The organism is Prevotella sp. P6B4 (assembly GCF_000619985.1).
In the GTDB taxonomy this organism is placed as follows: Bacteria; Bacteroidota; Bacteroidia; order Bacteroidales; family Bacteroidaceae; genus Prevotella.
Map to the genome: position 1 here is coordinate 57,408 of NZ_JHVE01000010.1, position 22,659 is coordinate 80,066.

At 47.9% G+C, this 22,659-nt stretch carries 19 protein-coding genes; 10 read left to right on the forward strand and 9 right to left on the reverse strand.

The genetic code is table 11. The features are described from left to right. Positions 1–12: 12 nt before the first annotated feature. From leuD to T491_RS0108120, 4 genes are read left to right on the forward strand one after another with little or no spacing between them, the layout of a single operon-like run. Positions 13–609, forward strand: a complete 597-nt coding sequence (gene leuD / locus T491_RS0108105; RefSeq protein ID WP_028903453.1) for a 3-isopropylmalate dehydratase small subunit — start codon at positions 13–15, stop codon at positions 607–609. After that, on the forward strand, positions 588–2,162 hold the full coding sequence (locus tag T491_RS0108110) for an alpha-isopropylmalate synthase regulatory domain-containing protein (protein ID WP_028903454.1): 1,575 nt from the start codon (positions 588–590) through the stop codon (positions 2,160–2,162). The genes leuD and T491_RS0108110 overlap by 22 nt, the downstream gene beginning before the upstream one ends. 3 nt (positions 2,163–2,165) lie before the next feature. Beyond that, positions 2,166–3,227 (forward strand): 3-isopropylmalate dehydrogenase, encoded by a 1,062-nt coding sequence (gene leuB, locus T491_RS0108115; protein ID WP_028903455.1) that lies wholly within the window; start codon positions 2,166–2,168, stop codon positions 3,225–3,227. Then, positions 3,220–3,888 (forward strand): tetratricopeptide repeat protein, encoded by a 669-nt coding sequence (locus T491_RS0108120; RefSeq protein ID WP_036915710.1) that lies wholly within the window; start codon positions 3,220–3,222, stop codon positions 3,886–3,888. Before leuB ends, T491_RS0108120 begins: the two co-directional genes overlap by 8 nt. Positions 3,889–3,938: 50 nt before the next feature. Here T491_RS0108120 and T491_RS0108125 read toward each other — a convergent pair whose 3' ends face one another. The 3 genes from T491_RS0108125 to T491_RS0108135 form a co-directional block, all read right to left on the reverse strand. Beyond that, positions 3,939–5,525 carry a mannitol dehydrogenase family protein gene (locus T491_RS0108125; protein WP_028903457.1) on the reverse strand — a complete coding sequence of 529 codons (1,587 nt, stop codon included), beginning with the start codon at positions 5,523–5,525 and terminating at the stop codon, positions 3,939–3,941. A 16-nt stretch (positions 5,526–5,541) separates the two neighbouring features. Continuing rightward, positions 5,542–6,795 carry a mannonate dehydratase gene (gene uxuA / locus T491_RS0108130; RefSeq protein ID WP_013064172.1) on the reverse strand — a complete coding sequence of 418 codons (1,254 nt, stop codon included), beginning with the start codon at positions 6,793–6,795 and terminating at the stop codon, positions 5,542–5,544. A 79-nt stretch (positions 6,796–6,874) separates the two neighbouring features. Next, positions 6,875–8,302 (reverse strand): glycoside hydrolase family 10 protein, encoded by a 1,428-nt coding sequence (locus tag T491_RS0108135; RefSeq protein WP_231480219.1) that lies wholly within the window; start codon positions 8,300–8,302, stop codon positions 6,875–6,877. 147 nt (positions 8,303–8,449) lie between these two features. Here T491_RS0108135 and T491_RS0108140 point away from each other — a divergent pair, with 147 nt between their 5' ends. The 6 genes from T491_RS0108140 (at position 8,450) to T491_RS0108165 (ending at position 14,292) form a co-directional block, all read left to right on the forward strand. Further along, complete coding sequence (locus T491_RS0108140) at positions 8,450–9,901, forward strand: carbon starvation protein A (RefSeq protein ID WP_028903459.1); 1,452 nt, start codon at positions 8,450–8,452, stop codon at positions 9,899–9,901. Between the two features lie 14 nt (positions 9,902–9,915). Then, the gene (locus tag T491_RS0108145; RefSeq protein ID WP_081773306.1) at positions 9,916–10,413 is read left to right on the forward strand and encodes an outer membrane beta-barrel protein; all 498 of its coding nucleotides are present in this window, start codon (positions 9,916–9,918) and stop codon (positions 10,411–10,413) included. A 14-nt stretch (positions 10,414–10,427) separates the two neighbouring features. Then, the gene (nadC, locus tag T491_RS0108150) at positions 10,428–11,279 is read left to right on the forward strand and encodes a carboxylating nicotinate-nucleotide diphosphorylase (RefSeq protein WP_028903461.1); all 852 of its coding nucleotides are present in this window, start codon (positions 10,428–10,430) and stop codon (positions 11,277–11,279) included. Positions 11,280–11,294: 15 nt separating this feature from the next. Next, positions 11,295–13,019: a dipeptidase gene (locus T491_RS0108155; RefSeq protein ID WP_028903462.1), complete on the forward strand. Its 1,725-nt coding sequence runs from the start codon at positions 11,295–11,297 to the stop codon at positions 13,017–13,019. Then, entirely contained in the window at positions 13,016–13,660 is a 645-nt protein-coding gene (locus tag T491_RS0108160; protein ID WP_028903463.1) for an HAD family phosphatase, read from the forward strand. The genes T491_RS0108155 and T491_RS0108160 overlap by 4 nt, the downstream gene beginning before the upstream one ends. A gap of 116 nt (positions 13,661–13,776) precedes the next feature. After that, a complete protein-coding gene (locus tag T491_RS0108165) occupies positions 13,777–14,292 on the forward strand; it encodes a hypothetical protein (protein WP_155950078.1) in 516 nt (171 codons plus the stop codon). Between the two features lie 55 nt (positions 14,293–14,347). On the opposite strand, the gene T491_RS0108170 is transcribed toward T491_RS0108165, so the two are convergent. From T491_RS0108170 to T491_RS0108195, 6 genes are all read right to left on the reverse strand, one after another. Beyond that, entirely contained in the window at positions 14,348–16,489 is a 2,142-nt protein-coding gene (locus tag T491_RS0108170) for a VapE domain-containing protein (protein WP_028903465.1), read from the reverse strand. A gap of 637 nt (positions 16,490–17,126) precedes the next feature. Continuing rightward, on the reverse strand, positions 17,127–18,188 hold the full coding sequence (locus tag T491_RS0108175) for an NAD-dependent epimerase/dehydratase family protein (RefSeq protein ID WP_036915713.1): 1,062 nt from the start codon (positions 18,186–18,188) through the stop codon (positions 17,127–17,129). Positions 18,189–18,200: 12 nt separating this feature from the next. Continuing rightward, entirely contained in the window at positions 18,201–18,917 is a 717-nt protein-coding gene (locus T491_RS0108180) for a 2-C-methyl-D-erythritol 4-phosphate cytidylyltransferase (protein ID WP_028903467.1), read from the reverse strand. Between the two features lie 5 nt (positions 18,918–18,922). Then, complete coding sequence (locus T491_RS0108185; RefSeq protein WP_197018832.1) at positions 18,923–20,053, reverse strand: CDP-glycerol glycerophosphotransferase family protein; 1,131 nt, start codon at positions 20,051–20,053, stop codon at positions 18,923–18,925. A 290-nt stretch (positions 20,054–20,343) separates the two neighbouring features. Then, on the reverse strand, positions 20,344–21,390 hold the full coding sequence (locus tag T491_RS17005) for a glycosyltransferase family 2 protein (RefSeq protein ID WP_051523049.1): 1,047 nt from the start codon (positions 21,388–21,390) through the stop codon (positions 20,344–20,346). Positions 21,391–21,627: 237 nt separating this feature from the next. Further along, positions 21,628–22,638 carry a glycosyltransferase family 2 protein gene (locus tag T491_RS0108195; protein WP_028903469.1) on the reverse strand — a complete coding sequence of 337 codons (1,011 nt, stop codon included), beginning with the start codon at positions 22,636–22,638 and terminating at the stop codon, positions 21,628–21,630. Positions 22,639–22,659 lie beyond the last annotated feature (21 nt).

The following is a 22,659-nucleotide window of genomic DNA, read 5'->3' on the forward strand; positions in this document are numbered from 1 at the left end:
AAGAATAGAACAATGAAACAGAAATTCGACATCATAACATCCACTTGTGTGCCACTTCCGATGGAGAATGTGGACACAGACCAGATCATACCTGCCCGATTCTTGAAGGCTACTACCCGCGAGGAGAAATTCTTCGGCGACAACTTGTTTCGCGACTGGCGATACAATGCCGATGGCACGCTGAACGAGAACTTTGTGCTTAACAATCCGGCGTATTCGGGTTGCATCCTGGTAGCTGGTAAGAACTTTGGTTCTGGCAGTAGTCGTGAGCATGCAGCTTGGGCTATCGCTGGATATGGTTTCCGCGTGGTCATCAGCTCATTTTTTGCCGATATCCATAAGAACAATGAACTGAATAACTTCGTGTTGCCCGTAGTGGTGAGCGAAGTCTTCTTGGCTGAACTTTTTGCCTCGATAGCGACTGATGCCAAGACCGAAGTAGAGGTAGATTTGCTAAATCAGACGGTAACCAACAAGGCTACAGGTCGCAGTGAACACTTCGATATCAATGGCTACAAGAAGCATTGCCTGATGAACGGATTAGACGATATCGACTTCTTGGTTGAGAATAAACAGAAAACAGAAGCATGGGAACAAGCGAACAAGTAAATAAGTATAAGCGCATTCAGCCGTTTGTAGAGATCATGGATTCTACGTTACGCGATGGTGAACAGACCAGTGGCGTATCGTTCTTGCCTCATGAAAAACTGATGATGGCCCGTATGCTACTCAACGATCTGAATGTGGACCGTATCGAGGTTGCATCGGCACGTGTATCGGATGGTGAGCGTGAGGCGGTAAGCATGATTTGTCGCTATGCTACCCGTATCGATGCCCTCGAGAGGGTAGAGGTACTGGGCTTTATCGATGGCGGTAAGAGTATCGACTGGGCGGTTGGCTGTGGTTGTAAGACGGTGAATCTGTTGGCCAAAGGCTCGCTGAAGCACTGCACCCAACAGTTGAAGAAAACACCAGAGGAACACATTGAGGATATTCATCGCGAGGTGAAATATGCCCACACAAAGGGCATTACCGTTAATCTGTATCTTGAGGATTGGAGTAACGGCATGAAGGAATCGCCGTACTACGTGTATCAGTTGATGGATGCGCTGTGCGATGTGGGCATCCGTCGTTTTATGTTGCCCGATACTTTGGGTATCATGAATCCGCTGCAGTGTATTGAGTATTTCCGTAAGATGCTGAAGCGTTATCCCGATACACATTTCGACTTCCACGCTCATAACGATTACGATCTGGCTGTATCAAATTCGTTGGCTGCTGTGCTGAGTGGGGCGAAAGGCTTGCACGTAACCGTGAACGGACTGGGTGAGCGTTGTGGTAATGCACCGCTATCGAGTGTTCAGGTAATTCTGAAGGACCAGTTTAATGCCCGAACCAATATCCGTGAGGATAAACTGAACGACATCTCGCGTATGGTGGAGAGCTATAGCGGTATTGCAGTTGCGCCTAATCAGCCGATTATCGGCGACAATGTGTTTACTCAGGTAGCTGGCGTGCATGCCGATGGCGACAAGAAGGACAATCTGTACTGTAATGCGCTGGTACCTGAACGATTCGGACGTAAGCGTGAGTATGCGCTCGGTAAGAATAGCGGTAAGGCAAACATTGCCAAGAATCTGGAAGAGTTGGGACTCGAACTCACGCCCGAGCAGACACGCCGTGTGACTCAGCGAATCACGGAATTAGGTGACAAGAAGGAGATAGTGACGCAGGAAGATCTGCCGTTCATTGTTTCCGACGTATTGAAACATGATGCGCCTGAGGATAAGGTTAAGTTGGTAAGCTATGTGGTATCAACGGCTTATGGACTGAAGCCTGGAGCGAATATCAAGGTAGAGATTAACGGACGCGAGTATGAGGCCAGCGCCACGGGCGACGGTCAGTATGATGCCTTCGTGAAGAGTCTGCGATACATCTACAAGAAGTATCTCGATCGCACGTTCCCCATTCTGCAGAACTATGCTGTGACTATTCCTCCTGGTGGACGAACCGATGCGTTGGTGCAGACCGTCATCACCTGGAACGACAATGGTAAGATTCTGCGCACACGCGGACTGGATGCCGACCAGACCGAGGCGGCCATCAAGGCTACCTTCAAGATGCTGAACATTTATGAGAACGAACAAAACAATGAATTATAGAATATGAAACTGAAGATTGCTGTATTAGAGGGCGATGGAATAGGCCCAGAGATTATGAAACAAGGTGTGGCTGTAATGGATGCGATTGCCGCCAAGTTCGGTCACGAGTTTGAATATACACCCGCTATCTGTGGCGCTCATGCCATCGAAGAGGTGGGCGATCCTTATCCCGATAGCACCCACGAGGTGTGCATGCAGGCCGATGCCGTATTGTTTGCGGCTGTTGGCTCGCTGAAGTTCGATAATGATCCTACCGCTAAGATACGTCCTGAGACAGGTTTGCTGGCCATGCGTAAGAAGTTGGGCTTGTTTGCCAACGTGCGCCCTGTAGCTACATTCGACTGCCTGCTGCACAAGTCTCCTTTGAAGGAGGAACTATTGAAGGGTGCTGACTTCGTGGTGATTCGTGAGCTGACTGGTGGTATGTATTTTGGTGCAAAATATCAGGATAATGATAAGGCCTACGATACCAATATCTATACTCGTCCGGAAGTAGAAAGAATCCTGAAAGTAGGTTTCGAGATGGCGATGACCCGTAAGAAGCATCTGACGGTCGTTGATAAGGCCAATGTGTTGGCTTCAAGTCGCCTGTGGCGTCAGATTGCCAAGGAGATGGAGTCGCAGTATCCCGAGGTAACCACCGATTACATGTTTATCGACAATGCCTCGATGCGTGTACTCACTGAGCCTCGTTATTTCGATGTGATTGTGACTGAGAATACCTTTGGCGATATCCTGACCGACGAGACCTCGTGTATCACAGGATCGATGGGACTGCAGCCTTCATCGTCATTAGGTGTGCATACACCACTGTTCGAACCCGTACACGGCTCATGGCCTCAGGCTGCTGGTCAGAATCTGGCTAACCCTATCGCTCAGATTCTCTCTGCTGCTATGCTGCTTGAACACTTCGGACTGAACCAGGAGGGCGCACTCATCCGTCAGGCTGTTACTGCTTCGCTTGATGCTAATGTACGTACACCTGAGATTCAGGTCGAGGGTGGCGAGAAATACGGTACGCGCGAAGTAGGAGAGTGGATTGTAAACTATATTAAGAATGCGTAAATATCTATTGACGATAGCCTTGTTTGCGGTGCTGGACGTATCGGCTCAGACGTCCAAACAGTGGCGCGATTCGGTATCGGTGCTGATAGAGCAAGTAAACCTGCATCCGCGAAATATCGACCTGCGACTGAAGAAGGCTGAGGCTAATATCAATCTTCAGCAGTGGGAGTATGCACGCGATGAATACTCGGCTGTTCTGAAGCTCGATGAACGTAATCTGGCGGCACTTTACTTTCGTGCTTTCTGTCATACCCAACTGCGTCATTACGATGCGGCGCGTGCCGATTACGATGCTTTTCTGGCCATTCAGCCCGAGCATCTCGAAGCGCGCTTGGGGCTGGCCCATGTTCTGCAGCTGTTGGGGCGCCGTACTGAAGCAGCCGACGAGTTGAACCGCGCCGTTCAGCAGTTCCCTGATAGTGCCGATGCTTACGCGGCTCGTGCGGCTTTCGAAACCCAGCTGCAACAGTATGATGCGGCGCTTTACGATTGGGACGAAGCTTTACGTTTAGCACCGAATAAGGCCGATCTTACGGCATCAAAAGTGGATGTACTGTTGCGCTTAGGACGTAAGAAAGAGGCCCGTGCGGCATTAGACCAGTCTGTCAAACAAGGAACACCGCGTGCAGCTTTACGTGAATGGTACGATAAGTGCAAATAAAATAATAAAGCCCACCAAATACGGTGGGCTCTATTATTAGGGGTTTATTGTTAGCGGGCTGAAACGTATTTGTGCAGCGTGCTACGAACGGCACCATTGCCAGCAAACAGTTCCTTAACCATTCCCTCAATCTGCTCGCCCAGACCAGCCTCGTACAGGTCAAGTCCAAACACATCCTTGCGGCTGTAGAGAGTCTTCAGGCAGCTCCAATCCTGATCGGCCTTACCAATCTGCAATGGAGCTACGATAGCCTGCAGTTCCTCGAGCATGGGGTCGGGTGAACAATCAAAGGTTGTACCATCGTCCTTGATTCCCTTCAGGTAGCGGGCGTAACCAGCCAAAGTGAGAGGAATCAGCACCAGGTTGCTCTTATCCAAACCACGAGCGATGTACTTCTTCAGGGTTTCGCCGAAACGGATAGGCAGCTTCTGACTGGTATCCATGGCGATACGCTGTGGAGCATCGGGCATGAATGGGTTTGGCAAGCGGCGATTGATGACAGCGCCGATAAACTCGTAGGGGTTCAGTACGCCTGGATCAACTACTACTGGCATCGCCTCGATATAACCCAGCTTCTGAACGAATGGGCGCAGGTCTTCGTCGGCCATCTCGGCAGAAATCAGCGTATAGCCCAGCATGCAGCCATAGATACTCATAGCTGTGTGCAGAGGGTTCAGACAGGTAGTCACCTTCATGGTCTCAACCTTATCGACGGTTTCGCGAGTGGTGTAGAGTGCGCCACCCAGATCCAATGGCGGACGACCGTTGGTATAGTTATCTTCGATAACGAGGTACTGTACCTCTTCGGCATTTACGAATGGAGCGGTGAAGGTGTGCTTTTCAGTCTCAATGTAGTTGTTGTCATCGAAACCATCAGCAGCCAACATTTCCTTCACCTTCTCGTGTGGGCGAGGGGTAATCTTATCAATCATCGACCAAGGGAAGGTGATCTTCTTCTCATCTTTCAGGTAGTCGAGGAAGGCAGCGGGTACCAATCCATCGTTCACCCAACGCTCTGCATAAGCAAATACACCAGCCTTCACCTTGTCGCCGTTGTGCGAGCAGTTGTCCATACTCTGAACGGTGAGTGGCAACTGTCCGGCGTTGAAGCGCTCGAGCAGCAGGGCACAAACCTTACCCATAGCGAAGAGTGGCTTCAGTCCACGAGCCAGGTCAGCCTCGTTGTAGGTATAACCTTTCTCGGTGATGGTGAACGAAATCATCTGTAGACTTGGGGTCTTGAATATTTCTACCAGGCGGTTCCAATCCTCAAACTGTGGGTCGGCCTTCAGGGCTTCGGTTACTGAAGCAATCACCTTCTTCTCGATGGTGCCTGTGCTTTGCAGCGATACCAGTAGCGAGAGGTTGTTGTATGGGGCGTAAGCCTTGTCGATCACCTCGAAGTCGAAGGTCTCGGCCACGATGACACCACGGTCGTACTTACCTGTGTTCAGCGCATCGTTCAGGATGGCAGCAGGGAAGGCGCGGAAGATGTTTCCGCCACCGAAGTGTACCCATGTGGGCTCTTTGGCTGTCTTTTCGCGTACAGCCTTGATATCAAACTTAGGAAGCTGGTAGCCCTTGGCTTCCCACTCTGCGGCATTATAATTACCGCTAAAAATATCATTAAGTTTCATATTTTTGCTAAATTAATTAATCAAAGAATCCAGGCTGCTTGTATTCGATGCCTAACTCGCGATCAACGGTGGCGAGAATACCTTGTACCTGTCCAAGGGCGAACATACGGCCCAAAAGGGTGTAACCGGCATTATGACCGTGACTGCTTTCGTCCATAATACCTCCAGGCTCGTCGGTGAAGGTCATACCGTGATCCACACGCATTGGCAGAGCGGGATTCTCCTTCTCGAAGATACGGCAGAGCTCAATCAGGTCGGCACGACCGCCCAGGTGAGAGGCCTCTGTGAAGTCGCCATTAGGGAAGATGTGGCACGAACGCAGGTGAACGAAGTGTGTGCGCGAAGCAAACTTCTTGGCCAGCTCAACCACATTATTATAAGCACCTGCTGAGAGCGAACCAGCACAGAATGTCAGACCGTTATGCTTGTTGGGTACAGCGTCGAGGAACCACTGGATATCTTCTTCGGTACGTACGATACGTGGCAAGCCGAGAATCTCGATAGGGGGATCGTCGGGGTGTACGCACATGTTCATGTTGCACTCCTCGCAAACAGGCATGATGGCCTCGAGGAAGTACTTCATGTTGGCACGCAGCTTAGCTTTGTCAATCCCTTTGTAGAGGTCGAGGAACTCACGGAACTTCTGTACAGGAGCCTCGTCGTTCTCGCTGAAGTTACCGCTTACGAATCCCTGTGTCTTGATCACAATGTTCTCAACCAGCTTGTGGTCCTTCTCGGGTGTCATGGTCTTAGCCAGCTCGTCACACTCGGCAATCACGCTACGGCCCTGGCCCCATCCCTCGGGGAACTGGAACTTCTCCCATTCTTCACGAGCGCCTGGACGCTTTAGGATATAGATGTCGAAATAAGCAAATTCGGCATAGTTGAAATAGAGGTTAGTGGCACCGTTGGGATTGTCGTGGAACAAGTCGGTGCGAGCCCAGTCGAGTACGGGCATAAAGTTGTAGCAGATGCAGTGGATGCCTTCGGCAGCCAGGTTTCGCAGACTCTCTTTGTAGACTTCGATCTGATGATCGCGATCTGGACCGCCGTATTTGATTGTCTCAACGACGGGCAGACTCTCAACCACGCTCCATCTCATGCCATAGCTCTCGATGTACTCGCGCAGGTCGCGGATCTTCTCGCGTGTCCAAACTTCACCCAGAGGCACATCGTGCAGGGCGGTAACGATGCCCTCAACACCAATCTGTCTCAGTTGTGCAAGAGTAATCTTGTCCTTCTTGCCAAACCATCTCCATGTTCTTTCCATAATTAGTTCTATTTTTGATTTGTTGTAATGAATGTTGCAAAATTAGTGATTTCTCAGCAATTAGCATTGCTATTTTAGTTCATTTCTTTGCAGATTTGTATTTTTTTAGCTTATTTCCCATCATCAGCGCTCTAAAATCCAATGGTTTGCCTGGACCGGCTGTTGCTGACGATGGTATAGCTACTGCCTCGCTCTCCATACCATAGCGGTTCATGGCCGTAACGGCATAGTATAATGTGCGCCCTTTGTGGGGCACGGTGATGTTTAACTCGCGCTGGCGGGTTGCTATCAGATTCTCAGGATTGCTGATATCTACCGGCAGCGATTCCGAGGCGTACACATTATATAATAGGTAGTCGGCACCCGAATTGTCGACGGCCTGTTGCCAGATGAGTCTGTCGGCGGTCATGCTGCGTTTCAGTTCCAGCCTACTTACAGGCGATGGTGCCAGTTTGCCCGCCCAAGTCATTGGCGGAATCAATGCGGGAACGCTATTGAAATCGTAAGTGAAATCGTAGATACCCTTGGTGTTGTCGGTAAAGAACTTACTGCGGAAGAAGGTGTAGCCCATGCCAAGTTCGCGCAGTACGCTCATCTCGCGTGTAACCACTTCGAGCGCCCAGTCCTTCTCATGGGGATGCATCATGTAGACTGCCAGTCCTGGTGCTACGATACGTCCATAGCTATGCTCCAGCCAGTCAACCGCGAAAGGGTAGAAGTTATTACCTTGGAAATACATCATCGGAAAGAGGGCGTCCATCAGTCCGTCGCGCAGCCATCCTTGGGCATCCTGGCATACGGTAGTATTGGCATTCCAGCCTGAACTGCGATAGCGAGCCAAGTCGTCGTATTTGCCTATAGGCGAGCACGATAGCTTAATCCATGGCTTTAATGCTTTAACCCTATGGTTAATCTTCCTGACGATGTTAGTAATGTACTCTCTACCTTGTGGACGCGACACTTTCAGCTTCCAGGTTTCGGGGTAGCGGATATAATCGAGATGAATACCATCCACATCGTATCGTCGTGTTACCTCTGCGCAGAATTGTGCCAGATAGTCACCCGTCTGTGGCTTCTCTGGATCCATATATCCTTCATCGCCGATCTTGCGGATGAGTGAGGGATATTTGATTCTGAGTTGTTTACAACCAGTGCCGTTCCATTTGCCAACGGGTATGGTAACAATCCATGCGTGGCACTCCATCCCGCGACGATGACATTCTTCGATGCAGAACTGCAGCGGGTCGTAGCCTGGCGATTTACCAGGATGTCCCGTGATGCATCCGTCCCAAGGCTCGATAGTTGTCGGGAAGATAGTGGTTGCTCTGACGCGTGTCTGAATCATGACGGTATTGATACCAGCCAATTGCAATTGGTCGAGAATCGTTATCAGTTCACGCTGTTGGTTAGCCGAGGAGTAGGAGTGGGGCCAGTCGATGCCACCGATGGTGGTCAGCCAGACGGCTCTGACTTCATGTTTCGGGTTGTTTGCTTTTGTACTTAGCACTAGTGCTAAAAGCACGAAAATATGTATAATTGTCTTCAAAATGCTGCTTTTTTTACGAATTTTGGTGCAAAGTTAGCTTATTTTTTCCATTTCTCAAATAAAAACACTACTTTTGCACAAAAATTATTCAAAAACAGCTAAAGAAAGATGATTTCGTTTGTGTTGAGTCTTGCGGCTCTTGTGATGGGCTACTTGTTCTACGGTAAACTCGTAGAGCGTGTATTTGGCCCAGATGATCGTGTGACGCCCGCCGTAGCGAAGGCCGACGGACTGGATTACATCGTGTTGCCCTCGTGGAAGATCTTTATGATTCAGTTCCTAAACATTGCTGGAACAGGACCTATCTTCGGTGCTATCATGGGTGCCAAGTTTGGTCCGGTGGCCTATCTGTGGATTGTGTTCGGCTGTATCTTTGCCGGCGCTACTCACGATTATTTCTCTGGTATGCTGTCTATGCGCCACGATGGTGCCGGACTGCCCGAGATGATTGGTAAATATCTGGGCAAGACCACCAAGAACATCATGTTGGTATTCACCGTGCTGCTGCTGATTATGGTAGGAACGGTGTTTGTTTACAGCCCTGCTGAGATTCTGCATTCTATCGGCGGTGAGACGATGATGTGGGTAGCCATTATTTTCTGCTACTACATCATTGCTACTATGCTGCCTATCGATAAGATTATTGGTAAGGTATATCCACTCTTCGCCTTCTCGCTGCTGTTTATGGCAGGTGCGCTGATGGTGTGGCTGTTCCTGCATTGGCCCACAGTGCCTGAGCTTTGGAACAGTTTCTATAATTTGGGTGCTGCTACCGAGCCTGATACCTGGAAGGATAACATCTTCCCAGCCCTCTTTATCACGGTGGCCTGTGGTGCTATCTCTGGTTTCCACGCTACCCAGAGCCCGCTGATGGGGCGCTGCGTCAAGAGCGAGAGGATGGGCCGTCCTATCTTCTATGGCGCCATGATTACCGAGGGTATTGTAGCGCTTATCTGGGCTACGGTATCATCGTGGTTCTTCTATGGTAATCCAGCACCTGGCTACGAACTCATCGAACAGGCTACAAGCGGATTCCATACATCGGCACCAGCTGTTGTCAACTTGGTATGCAACGATTGGCTGGGTGTGGTTGGTGCTATCCTTGCAATGCTGGGAGTTGTCGCTGCGCCTATCACTTCGGGTGATACAGCTTTCCGTTCTGGCCGACTGATTGTGGCCGAGTGGTTGAAGATGGACCAACGTCCCATCCCCAAGCGTTTGATGATCTGCGTCCCCATGTTTGCTTGCTCTATCGCGATGTTGATCTGGCAGATTGAGAATCCTGATGGTTTCAACACCATCTGGCAGTACTTCGGCTGGAGCAATCAGGCACTCAGCGTATTCACGCTCTGGACCATCACCGTTTATCTGGTTCGCAACAAGAAGTGCTTCTGGCTTACGCTGATTCCTGCCTTGTTTATGACAACGGTTTGCTCTACCTACTTCTTCGTTTCGAAACAGATGTTAGGTCTTGGTAACGATGGTTATATCTACGGCATCGTCTGCCTGATAATTGCTATCGCCTGGTTTGTATTATGGTATAAAAAGAATAAAAACTAAAAAAACGGATGATTATGAAAAAACTTATGATGGCAGCCATCGCCTTAATGATGGCAATTGGCGCTCAGGCACAGTATCTGAACGATTCGGAAAAGGTTTTCAGCCAGGGTAAGTTCTATGTAGGAGCTTCGGCCTCAGGCGCCAGTCTGAGCTATCATAAGGGTAGCGACTGGAATCTCAACCTGCAGGCTAAGGCGGGCTATCTGATTGCCGACGACTGGATGGTGGTAGGTCAGTTGGGCTATGACGCTCAGACCGATATGCCTGATGTCGTACAGCTGGGTGCTGGTTTACGCTATTATTTCGAGAGTTGCGGACTGTACGCAGGTGCTACAGCCAAATATGCCAAGTGCGACGACTTCAGCGATTTCCGTCCTGAGCTGAGTGTAGGCTATGCTTACTTCCTGACAGGCAAACTGACTGTTGAGCCTGAGGTGTATTATGAGCACAGTACCAAGGATTCTAACTATTCAGGTTTCGGAGTGCGCATAGGATTTGGACTTTATTTTTAATTAGTAATATAAATATGTTAAGTGTTGATGAATTGGTTGACAGACTGATAGATCTGTCGTTTGCCGAAGATATAGGCGATGGCGACCATACTACCCTGTGCTGCATCCCTGAGGATGCGATGGGTAAGAGCCATCTGCTGATTAAGGAAGATGGTATCTTGGCAGGTGTAGAAATCGCTAAAGAGGTGTTCCACCGTTTCGACCCCACCATGCAGGTTGAGGTGCTGATGCAGGATGGAACCCGCGTGAAGAAAGGTGATATCGCGATGATTGTTTCAGGAAAGATTCGTTCGCTGCTCCAGACAGAGCGCCTGATGCTGAACATCATGCAGCGCATGAGTGGTATCGCTACGATGACCGATAAGTATGTGAAGCGTCTGGAGGGCACCAATACCCGTGTGCTCGACACCCGCAAGACCACACCTGGTATGCGTATGCTCGAGAAGCAGGCCGTTAAGATTGGTGGTGGTTGCAATCACCGTATCGGATTGTTCGACATGATCCTGCTGAAGGATAACCACGTCGACTTTGCTGGTGGTATCACCAACGCCATCGACCGTTGCCACAAGTACCTCGAAGAGAAGGGCCTGAACCTGAAGATTGAGATTGAAGTGCGCTCGTTCGACGAGCTGCAGCAGGTGCTCGATCATGGTGGCGTGGACCGTATCATGCTCGACAACTTCAGCGTGCCCGATACCAAGAAGGCGGTTGAGATTATCAACCATCGTTATGAGACAGAATCGAGTGGTGGTATCACCTTCGACACCATCCGCGATTATGCTGAGCAGGGTGTTGATTTCATCAGCGTTGGTGCGCTCACACACTCTGTTAAGGGACTCGACATGTCGTTTAAGGCTTGTGACTAATATATAATAAGGTATATGAAAAGAAAACTGATACTAGCAATTTCGCTGATGGCCGTGATGGGTGCATCGGCATGTACAAACTTTATCGTTGGCAAGAAAGCCAGCGCCGACGGCTCGGTGTTTGTCACCTATAATGCCGACTCGTACGGCGCATTTATGCCCCTCTATCACTATCCCGCTGCCAAGCATCAGCCTGGTGATATGCGTAAGGTGTACGAGTGGGATACCAACAAGTATCTGGGCGAGATAGCTGAGGCTGCCGAGACCTATAATGTGATTGGTAACTCTAACGAGTGGCAGGTAACTATCGGTGAGACTACCTTTGGTGGTCGCCACGAGATGGCCGACTCAACAGGTGTCATCGACTATGGTTCACTCATCTACATCGCCCTGCAGCGTTCTAAGACTGCTCGCGAGGCCCTGCAGATTATGACATCGCTCGTAGAGCAGTATGGTTACTACTCTGAGGGTGAGACCTTCTCTGTAGCCGATAAGGACGAGGCCTGGATGCTGGAGATGATGGGTTGCGGTCCTGATCGCGAAAAGTCGAAGGAGCGCACCGTTTGGGTGGCTATCCGCATTCCTGATAATGCTGTAGCAGCTCACGCCAACCAGAGCCGCATCACTAAGTTCCTTGATGGTCGCTACACCCGTGTGAAGATGAAGGACTTGTTCAGCAAGAAGTATGCGCTCAATGCCAAGAAGCCTATCACCAACCTGATGCTCTGCTCAGACAATGTGGTGAGCTACGCACGCACCATGGGCTGGTTTGATGGTAAGGATGCCGACTTCAGCTACAACGCAGCCTACGCTGCCCCTGATTTCTCTGGTCGCCGCTACTGCGAGGCTCGTGTATGGAGCTTCTTCAATCGCTTTGCCGACGATTTCTCTGAGTATGTGCCTTACGCAGCCGGTAAGGAGCAGAACGCCAAGGAGATGCCCCTCTGGATTATCCCCAACAAGAAGGTGACCATTCAGGATCTGCGCGATGCCATGCGCGATCACTATGAGGGCACACCATTCGCCCTCGATACCAACATTGGTGGTGGTATCTACCAGATGCCTTATCGTCCATCACCACTCTCATTCAAGGTGGGCGAGCAGGAGGTGTTCAACGAGCGCCCCATCTCAACCCAGCAGACCGCTTGGAGCTTCATCTCACAGATGCGTAGCTGGATGCCCCGCGAGGTAGGTGCTTGCTTCTGGTTTGGTAACGACGATGGTAACATGGTGGCCTATACCCCCATGTACTCTTGCATCACCCGCCGTCCCAAGTGCTTTACCGAGGAGGGTGTCGACGATGTCACCTTCTCGATGGACAACGCTTTCTGGGTATGCAACTGGGTGAGCAACATGGTCTATCCCCGCTACTCGATGATGTTCCCATCACTCAAGGAGGTGCGCGACTCGCTCGATGCCTCTTACGACAAGCTGCAGCCCGAGGTTGAGGCTAAAGCGCTCGCTCTGCCCACAGCCCAGGAGCGCATTCAGTACCTTACCAATTACAGCTGTAAGAAGGGCGACGAGATGATTGCCCGTTGGCAGAAGCTGGCCTTCTTCCTGATTGTGAAGTTCAACGATATGGCCATTAAGCCAACAGATGCCAACGGTACTTTCGAGCGTTCACCTTATGGAAATGGCGCTCGTGTACAGCGTCCTGGTTATCCTGAGCAGTATGCCCGCGATCTGCTGAAGCAGACAGGCGATAAATATCTTGTACCAGTGGAGGAGAAGAAATGAGCACATTGAAAGCCGCACTTTTCGACCTCGACGGTGTAGTATTCGACACAGAACCCCAGTATACTGTTTTCTGGGGTTCTCAGTGTCGTCTCTATCATCCAGAGCGCCCAGGATTGGAGCACGAAATCAAAGGACAGACACTCACGCAGATCTATGATCAGTGGTTCAGTGGCCCTTTGCTTTCAGAGCAGCCCATCATCACTGAGCGCCTGAACAACTACGAGAGCCAGATGCACTACGACTATATCGAAGGCTTCGAGCGCCTGATAGCCGATCTGCACGCCCATGGCGTGAAGACAGCTGTCGTCACCAGCTCTAATCTGCCCAAGATGCAGGCTGTGTATCGCTATCAACCAACCTTCCAGCAGCTTTTCGATGCCATCCTCACCTCAGAGGATTTCGAGCGTTCGAAACCCGATCCCGATTGCTATCTGAAAGCTGCCGAGCGTTTAGGTGCTCAAACCGATGAGTGCATCGTGTTTGAGGATAGTTTCAATGGCCTCCGCTCTGGCAAGGCTGCCAAGATGAAGGTTGTTGGACTGACTACCACTAATCCGGCAGAGTCAATCCGCGCATTGTCCGACATCCAGATATCCGATTATCGGTATATGGACTTTAACCAACTTTCCTCTCTACTTTAGGGAATTCCCCCTCATGGTTTATGGATTTTCCTTTGTAGGAGTACACTAAATTATCTAACTTTGCAATATCAAAAAATAATCGAATGTCTAACAAAAGAAATAGAAAGGGTACAGTTATGAAGAAGCTCTACACAACACTGATGATGGCAATGATGGGATTGATGACACTGTCGTTCACCTCTTGCGAAACCGATGAAGAAATCGCCTGCGATCTCGAAGGAACATGGGTAGGTAACATGTCGATAGCCGATAATTTTGGTGAGTCGTATGTTGAGTCAGAAATCACATTCCTCCGTTATCCCAGCTCGTATACAGAAGGTAATGGTCTCTGGGCCGACTACTATGGACCCAACGACTACGAGGTATATCGTTTCACATGGTACGTTGAGTACGGTACTGTTTATATCCTCTTTGAGGACAACGCCCGTGTAGAGATCCGCAACTACTCATTGACCTCAAACCGGTTCCGTGGCCGCTTCTGGGATGGCGACAAGGAAGTAAGCTTCGAGTTGCATAATTCTACTCGTAGGTCTGCCGACTATTACAACTGGGGAGGCACTCATTATCACACCCGCGGTATGATCGATGCCCCTGCCGCTGAGGCTCGCCCCACACATCCCCGCATTAAGTAACAGATAGCATAAACAAAAAGAAATAGCCTCCAGCTGATGGAGGCTATTTCTTTTGTTATTTCTCTTGCAGCCAGTATTCTGAGATGCCGTTGACAGTGCGGCGCTTGAATCCGAACTTATAGTTGTTCATCGCTCTGCCAAGCACTCTGGGCGTGTTCACCTTGGCGTCGAAGTAAGCGTATTTCGCATCCAGGTAGGCGTGCAGTTCGCTCGCCTTCCACCACCGCCCCTCATTGCCGTTGGGCTTGGCAAAGCTGTCGTCGATCATATCCACCAGATCCACGGTCTTCTGGAAAGGCTCGTTCTCCGCTATCAGCTCCTTGATCTCCTCATCGTCCAGCCAGAAGCGCTCCTTATTATTAAATAGGTGGAGCGCCTGAGCGAACAGCTGCTCGTGGTCCACATTGTCGGTATAGTCGATATTCTGGTCCTTGGGTATGCTCACGCAGACAAATCGTCGCGATCCCGTCTGATCTACCAGTGGCTGCTGCTCGTTGGTGGTGCCGATGAACGAGGTGTAGCGACGGAACAGCTTGATGGTCTTGCCGTAGGGTGGGCGGAATTTCACTTCGCTCGACGATAGCAGGTATTTCAGCACAATCTGCTGCGACTTGGTGGTCTTGTCGAACTCGTCGAGATTGATGAGGGCAAACATCGTCAGCGCGATATTCAGGTCGAACTCGTTCTTGAAGTTCAGCTTGTCATTGTAGTAGTCGCGCAGTTCCGGAGGCAGGATGATTTTGCAGAATCGCGTCTTTCCACAGCCTTGGCGACCTATCAATAGCGGTGTTAACGCATTGCCAGTCAGTTGCTTGTCGCTCTCGCGCCATTGCGCCACCATACCCGTCAGCCAGTATCTCAGGTACTTGGGCCAATGTGGCTGAGTGGTTGGCACGCGGGCTGCTAGGTCGGCTATATGGTCGTGCCCGTCCCATTCGGGCAAGTGGTCGAGCCAGGTGTTCACAGGGTCGTATTGCTCAATGCGGGTCGAGTCGATAAAGCGGTTCACGTCCTGGTCCCACGACTTCAGTCCCTGTTCGCGCGCCTCGATGGTCATATCGTTGCGCACCTCCTCAGTCAGAGGTTTGAAGGTCTGATCCTCAGCATATTTCATACGATATTCTGCCACGCCGGTCATCAGGTTTTTTCGCATGTCGTAGTTGGCAGTCAGGAATATCTCTGTTCGCATCGTCTGTAGCGTCTCCTGAGGCACACTCTTCAGTGGCTTTATTTTGTGCTGCTTACGATAATCCTCCATCAGCGGTATCTCGTAGGTGGTGGCGAATACGCTCTTCACCAGGTCGGGATCGTTGTGGAAGAGCGGGTGCTCCAGCGTCATGCCCTGGGCGTGGGATAGGGGAATGCCCTGCTCGAGCGACTTGCGGGCTATCTGCTGCAACAGCTGCATCTGGCGCTCCTCGTCAGGCAGGTCGAAGTATTCGCCCAGCACCTCGCGCAGAATGAACAACCAGTTGAAGTGATACGTTCGTGTGATGGTTCGGCCTGGCATCAGTCTGTCGCTTTCGTACGATATTTTGGTAGGCTCTGGCTGGTCGTGTTTGTCTGCATCAGCCTTGAATGGTCGTGCCTCCGGGTTGAAGTACATCTCAGGGTCGGCACTCAGATAGACGGTGCGCTCCACGGTAGGCTCCAAGTAGGCAATGTCGATGCCCAACTGGTTCTGATAAGCCCTGCGTGCCGTCTCATACAGGTTCTTATGAAACTGTCTGATCTCCTCGTCTCGCTGTGGCAGCGTGGTGCTTGTCGACTGGTAATCCCCATACAGCTCACCTCTGCACACTATCTTCACGCTCATGCCCGATGCGCCTAAAAAGGCCATCAGCGTTTCGTCCATCCTCGCAGCCTGATTGCGGATGCTTGTGGCCTCCTCGTAGGTCTTCAGTCCGTTCACTTCTATCACTACCAGTCCGTTGTACCTCAGTCCCTTCTGCTTCTCTTTGTAGTTCATGCATTCCGCAGCAAAGAGGATACGGGGCAGATTCACCGTGTGTTGCTGGTCGTCCACCATGATTTGTCCGTCGTTTATCCGCTGTGGCTTCAGGAACTTGTAGTTCAGTCGCAGGTTGAACACGTTTTGTGCGATGGGGCTGTTTTTGATCATCTCAGCCATTTCCGACAGCTCCAGACGGTTTATGACTTCCTTCTTTCTCGATAGTTTTAATAAAGTAATCTTCATATCTTTAGAGTTATTATTGATTGATTTTAGCGCAAATATACGATAAAAATTATCATTTTCCAAACGCAGAATTTATAAATGCCCAATTTAATCCTACCAAACGCAATTTAACTATCAGATTTATAATTATTTAACCGATTTTTCAATCCTACCAATAATCCACTTTTAATCCTACAAATACACTACATTAATCCTACCAATATTGCCGCATTTTATTCCCAATGTGGGAATTTTTAGTTCCCAACGTGGGAATTACCAGTTCCCTTACGGGGAACTATTAGTAACCTTACGGGAAACTGGTGCAAAAGTTACGCTTTACTTTTTCCGGGATTACTCCTTTTTAGTAGGATTAAGGTAGGATTAAAGTAGGGTTTTAGTAGGATTATTAGTAGGATTAAATTTTAGTGTAAGTATCTGTAATAGAGTTGGATAATGTAGGTTTAGTAGGATTAAACAGCATTTTTGTATTTCCTGCGCCAAAAGTATTTCTTTCTCAGGCAATATCTCCCAAACAGTTTCGAGTGATTTTCGCTAAAATCCATCAGGAAAAACAATTTTTCCTCCAAATATGCTGATATTCACCAAAAAAGTACTATCTTTGCAAGCAAGTACTGGCTAATGGAGCAGTAGGCCTTATTCATCCTCTCCCAATTGGGAGAGGATTTTCAGTAGATGTAAAGTAATGTAGCACCCTCTCAATTCCTGCTTTGAGGGAGACCATCGGTTTCCAGCCTAATTGTTGGATGGCTGATGTGTCTAAAGCTGTGCGGCGATAGGCACAATAGCCTTTCTGTTCGCACTCTGATACTACCACCTGCATCGTTGTATTCTTGCTTGTTGACACCAATAGTTGTGCCAAATTCCTGATACTGATGGGCTCCGTTTCGTTAGCGAGGTTATAAGCCTTTGCCGTTTGGCCATGAAAGAGCACAGTGAACATACCTACGACGGCATCTGAGATATAAAGGAACGCCCGAACAGCCTCACCACTGCTTTTCAGCACAATGTCACGACCAGCCACAACGTCGCCCATCAGGTCGGCCATCACCCTTCCGTCATTTTCTAGTGTCATCGTAGGGCCATACGAATGGGCAATACGAATAGCATTAAAGTTCACACCATATTGCAGATAATAACTCTTCAGTAACGTCTCTGCAGCCCGTTTGCTCTCAGGATAGCACGATCTGTCGTCCAAAGGGTCGAGTGTGCCAAAGGCTTGTTCATTCAGGTGTTCTGCCTCCTCGTTTTTGCCATAGACCTCACGTGTCGAGGCAAAGATCACCTTCTTCGTCTGACAATCGCGAGCATACTCCAGCACATTCATCGTGCCCAGCAGATTGCATTTCATGATGCCCACAGGATCCGTATTGATATAATGCGGACTGGCGTTCCCTGCCAGATGGAATACGTAGTCTACATTCCCCTCATAGGCAATAGGATCGCAAACATCCTGAATCAGAAAATGGAAATAAGGCTTACCCACATACGAGCCAAAATATTGCTCAGCTTTCTGGCGATTCCTGCAAAGCGCTACTATAGAGACATGAATACCTGCATGCTCATGCAGATAGAGCAACAGCCAAGTGACATATGAGGCCAACATACCTGTAGCCCCTGTCACGAGGATAGTCTTCCCGTCAAGCTCTCGCCAAGGCAGACGAGCCTCACTCATCCTCTGCAGATCTTCTATAATAACCATTCTTTTCAATGTTCAAAATCCAAATACAGCACTTTCTTCCCTTGATTCTATGATAGCCTTGAACATAAAGTAGTCAGCAGGTGTCGTAATCTTGATATTCTCGATCGTGCCTAAAATCGTATGCAACTCATAACCATAATGGTTCATCATCGAACAGGTATCCACAAAATCATGCCTATCCTCTGCCAATGCCTTCTGATGGGCCTCCAGCACATCTTTCAGTACAAAACATTGTGGTGCTCTCGCTATCAGAACGCTATTGCGATCAGGCACCTCCAGCGAACCGTCAGCTTTCTTCGTGACGATGGTCTCCATCGCTGGTACACAAACAATACAGTTTCCTTTCTCCTTGGCCACTTCAATACACTCAATAATGGTTTTCTCCATCGCCAAGGGGCGCACACCGTCGTGTATCAGCACCATCGAATCCTCTGGATAATGTTGCTTGGCGCATACCAGTCCATGATAAATGGAGTCTTGTCCTTTGCTGCCACCAGGTACGATATCTACTACTTTTGTCAAATCATGATTCTCAACCTGGCGACGCAGATAAGGAATCCAGTCTTCCAAGCATACCACCACGATGGCATCCACCTCCTGGATATGCTGAAACACCTCGATGGTATAGACTACGATAGGTTTCCCCCGAAACTCAAAAAACTGCTTGGGGCGACTATGATAATTAAGTCTGTTCCCTTGCCCTCCTGCAAAAATTACTGCTATGTTCATATCTTTTAGGGTATTTTTATTGGATAATCATTCTGCCATGTCACCGTCTTGCCATTCAGGAAGTCTGCCATCTTCTGTGCGATGTCCTTCGCCGCATGGCCTGTTTCGTTCAGTCCCATTCTCAAGGTGAAGGCATCCCACTTCTTCAGATAGGCCTCCATATCGAAAGCCTTCACGTTTTTCTCCATCTCGTCGTTGTTCTTGGCGTAAGGGAAAGGTAGTTCTTCCATTTCGTAATACACGCCACGCTCCTCATATTTATAATGATTGAAGTCTGTAGCGTATGTAAAACAGGGAATCCGCCTCAGAGCTGCATCAAAGATACAACTCGAATAGTCGCTCACCATCACGTCCGTCGCCATCAGCAGCCGCTGCATATCCTGATAGTCCGTTACATCCATCACCCCAGGATGGGTTTCCTGATAGCCCTTGGCATAGAGGCGCAGCTTAGGATGGAATCTGATGAGCATCGTCCACTCGCCACCAAATTTATTCGTCAGCGTTTTTTTCAGACGTTGTATATCCAAATCATATACATTCATGTCGATGTGCTGTTCCTGACTAAAACGATGTCGCCAAGTAGGAGCATAGAGCAACACTTTATGATCAGAAGGAATGCCTAAGTCCTTGCGCGCTTTCATACCCTCCTCAGGATTATTCTGCACCAACATATCGTTCTTCGGATAGCCGCATTTCCAGATAGGCCCATGATAATTGAATGTCCTGCGATAGATCACCGACAGATGGTCGGAGTTAGAGATATATACATTCGCCATATCCGAAGCATTCTTCCGGAAGAGGTTCTTTGCTCTATCTGTCGCACATTCACCAATCATATCACCTTCCACTTTTTTGATGCCCAGTCCCCCATGCCATGTTTCCACGTATAACTGCCCCTTTCGCTTCACAAAGTAATCAGGTTCGCACCAGTTGTTTGTCCAGATCTTAGCCGTCGCATGCTCATACAGCCATTGCCAACTGTGCCATTTAACTGGTCGCATCCATGTAGGTAGTTCGTATTCATATTTGGGATCCTTCACCCAAACGATATCCAAATCAGGAATAAGCTTATGAAGCTCCTCCATGATATACTTCTGGTTATCGTCATAGCACATGCCACCTAAAACACAAACCAAAACCTTATTCTTCTTTATCGGAAATATGCGCAACAGGTAGAACAAGGCAATAATTATTGCCCCCCCCACTGGCCTCAGCACAGGCCTTGTCATCTTCCATATCCGTTGTTTAATATTCATTCCTAACTTAGTTTGACAGCAAAAGTATAAAACCTATATTTTGCTTTATCCAAAAAGCATTATTTGCCCATTTTTGCTCAATGCAGAAAGCATTTTCCGTTCGATTTTGCTCAATGCAGAAAGCATACTTGGACGCAAATATACAAAGATTACATGAAACCAACAAGTATTTATGCAAATATTTTAGCCAATCTCTTCAAGTCACATATAATTATCGAGGGATGCTCCAGCCTTCTTGCAACCTTCTTCAAATTCCAGACCATCTTCACAGCCCAAGGAGAAGAGACGCTCAATAGCCATCTGTCCATTAACGTGAGTTGGGAGGTTTGTTTAAGCAATTTCTTTGTTTCAATAGCATACGGATGATTTGCGCTACTTCGGAAGCCATTAGTAGAAATAGTTTCATAGAAAAAATAACGTCTTTGTTTCGCCTTTGCCTTCTCTACAATCTTTTGAGGCAGATGTCCTTCTACTATTCTGTCTGCCATTTTTGTCAGCGACAACATATAATCAAGATTTAGAATGAAAGTATGACGTCTTGACTTAGGATGCTCTCTCAGATAATATACTGACTTCTTAAACAATTTCACGGGCCTTCTATTCTCAACTGCCAACTCAAGATTCATCAGATAATCCTGTGCTCTTTTGATGTTTTTTGACTCATTCAATGTATTTTCAGTAAATAGCCTCCTATTATATAATTTTGCCCATGGCCCAGCAGAAAGTTCCCTACCATATTGCATCTCAAGAAATTTTTCATAAGAGAGGAAACTTGGCAAATCAGAACGTCCTGAATAACCTTTTCCAGCACTTCCAAATACAATGTCAACTCCTTCTGAGTCTGAAACAAGCATAAGTATTGCGTCATCACGCATATAGTAATCGTCTGAATCCATAAATGTTATCCACTCACCAGTACATTCTACCACACCTTTCCGTCTAGCAGAGGTTACCCCATGATTATCTTGGCTGTAGTATTTTACATTGGGCAGAAGCTCATATTTCTTGCATATCTCGCCAGAACCATCCGTACTCCCATCATTCACAAGAACCAATTCTATATTCTTATAGGTCTGCACCAGAATGGACTGAATACATTCTTCCACGTATTCAGCCGTATTATATACAGGCACGATGATGCTGACTAATGGCTGAGGGTGATTCCCGAATGTCGGATGAAACAACGTATGAATCTCCTCTTGGTGATTTTTATTCATTTTTATTCTATTTTATTCTTCTTTATTCTTCTTTATTCTTCTTTATTCTCTTTTATTCTTCTCGGTTTCAAATATACAAACAATTCGTGAATATAACAAGAAATCATACAATTATTTTATCATTAAAAAACTACTTGAGTACAAAGTCGTTGCAAAATATGGAGGGATTTAAATCCTAATGATAAACTTCTTTTGGAAAGAATACATCTTAATTGCTCTCTTACTAGATATTGATAATCAACGACACACATTTATCAAAATCTTCTTTCTTAGTCTATCAAAAACCTTCAGGAACAATGAAGGAATTTCTATTCTCCTCACGAACTTAGACAAAAACAGGCAAGCCCTTACAGCATGTCGATTTGACACATACAATATCATCCTGTCACTCAGACGCAACACCCTCGCTTCATTCATGCGGCTTATTATTCCTTTAACAAAAGGATGATGATTGTCGCCCTGAAAATCATTTTCTGCCAATGCCATTTTATAATAAAACATTCGCCAATTGATTCCACCCCTCAACTCCATATCGGCAGAAAATAAACCCTTCACTAAAGAATCAGCAATTAAACTCAATCTTTCACAATAGTCAAATGAATATTTAAATGTGTGCGTTGCTGAACTTTCACGCTTCCTATATTGATAAATAGCATTCCTACATATTGAGACTTTTTTCCTATTAACACTTCCTATCGCTAAATTCATTAACGCATCTTCCGCCCTAGTAATTTTATATTCAAAAGCCTGCGAACAATTCTCAAATAGTTCTCTTTTAAATAACTTTGCCCAAACTGCGCTATGAATTCTTTTAAGATAAAGTCCATAAAGATACTCATCCCACTCAAAATAATTAGGAGCCTTTAATAACGAAGTATTTCCTTCATGTATACCTATTACAATATCCACACCAGACGACAAAAGCATTATTTGTTGTACACCATCTTCCAACAAAAGGTCGTCAGAGTCCATGAACATAATCCACTCGCCATGTGCCTCGCTAACACCTCGCTTTCTTGAAACAACCACACCAGAATTGCATTGTTCAAAATACGATACATTGGGCAAATGTTCATACTTCTTGCAGATTTCACCAGAGCCGTCCGTACTGCCATCATTCACAAGAATCAGTTCTATATTCTCGTAGGTCTGCGACAGGATGGACTGAATACATTCTTCCACGTATTCCACCGTATTATATACAGGCACGATGATGCTGACAAACGGGTGAAGGAGTTCGTTTTCCATCTTACGCTTATATAACTTTAC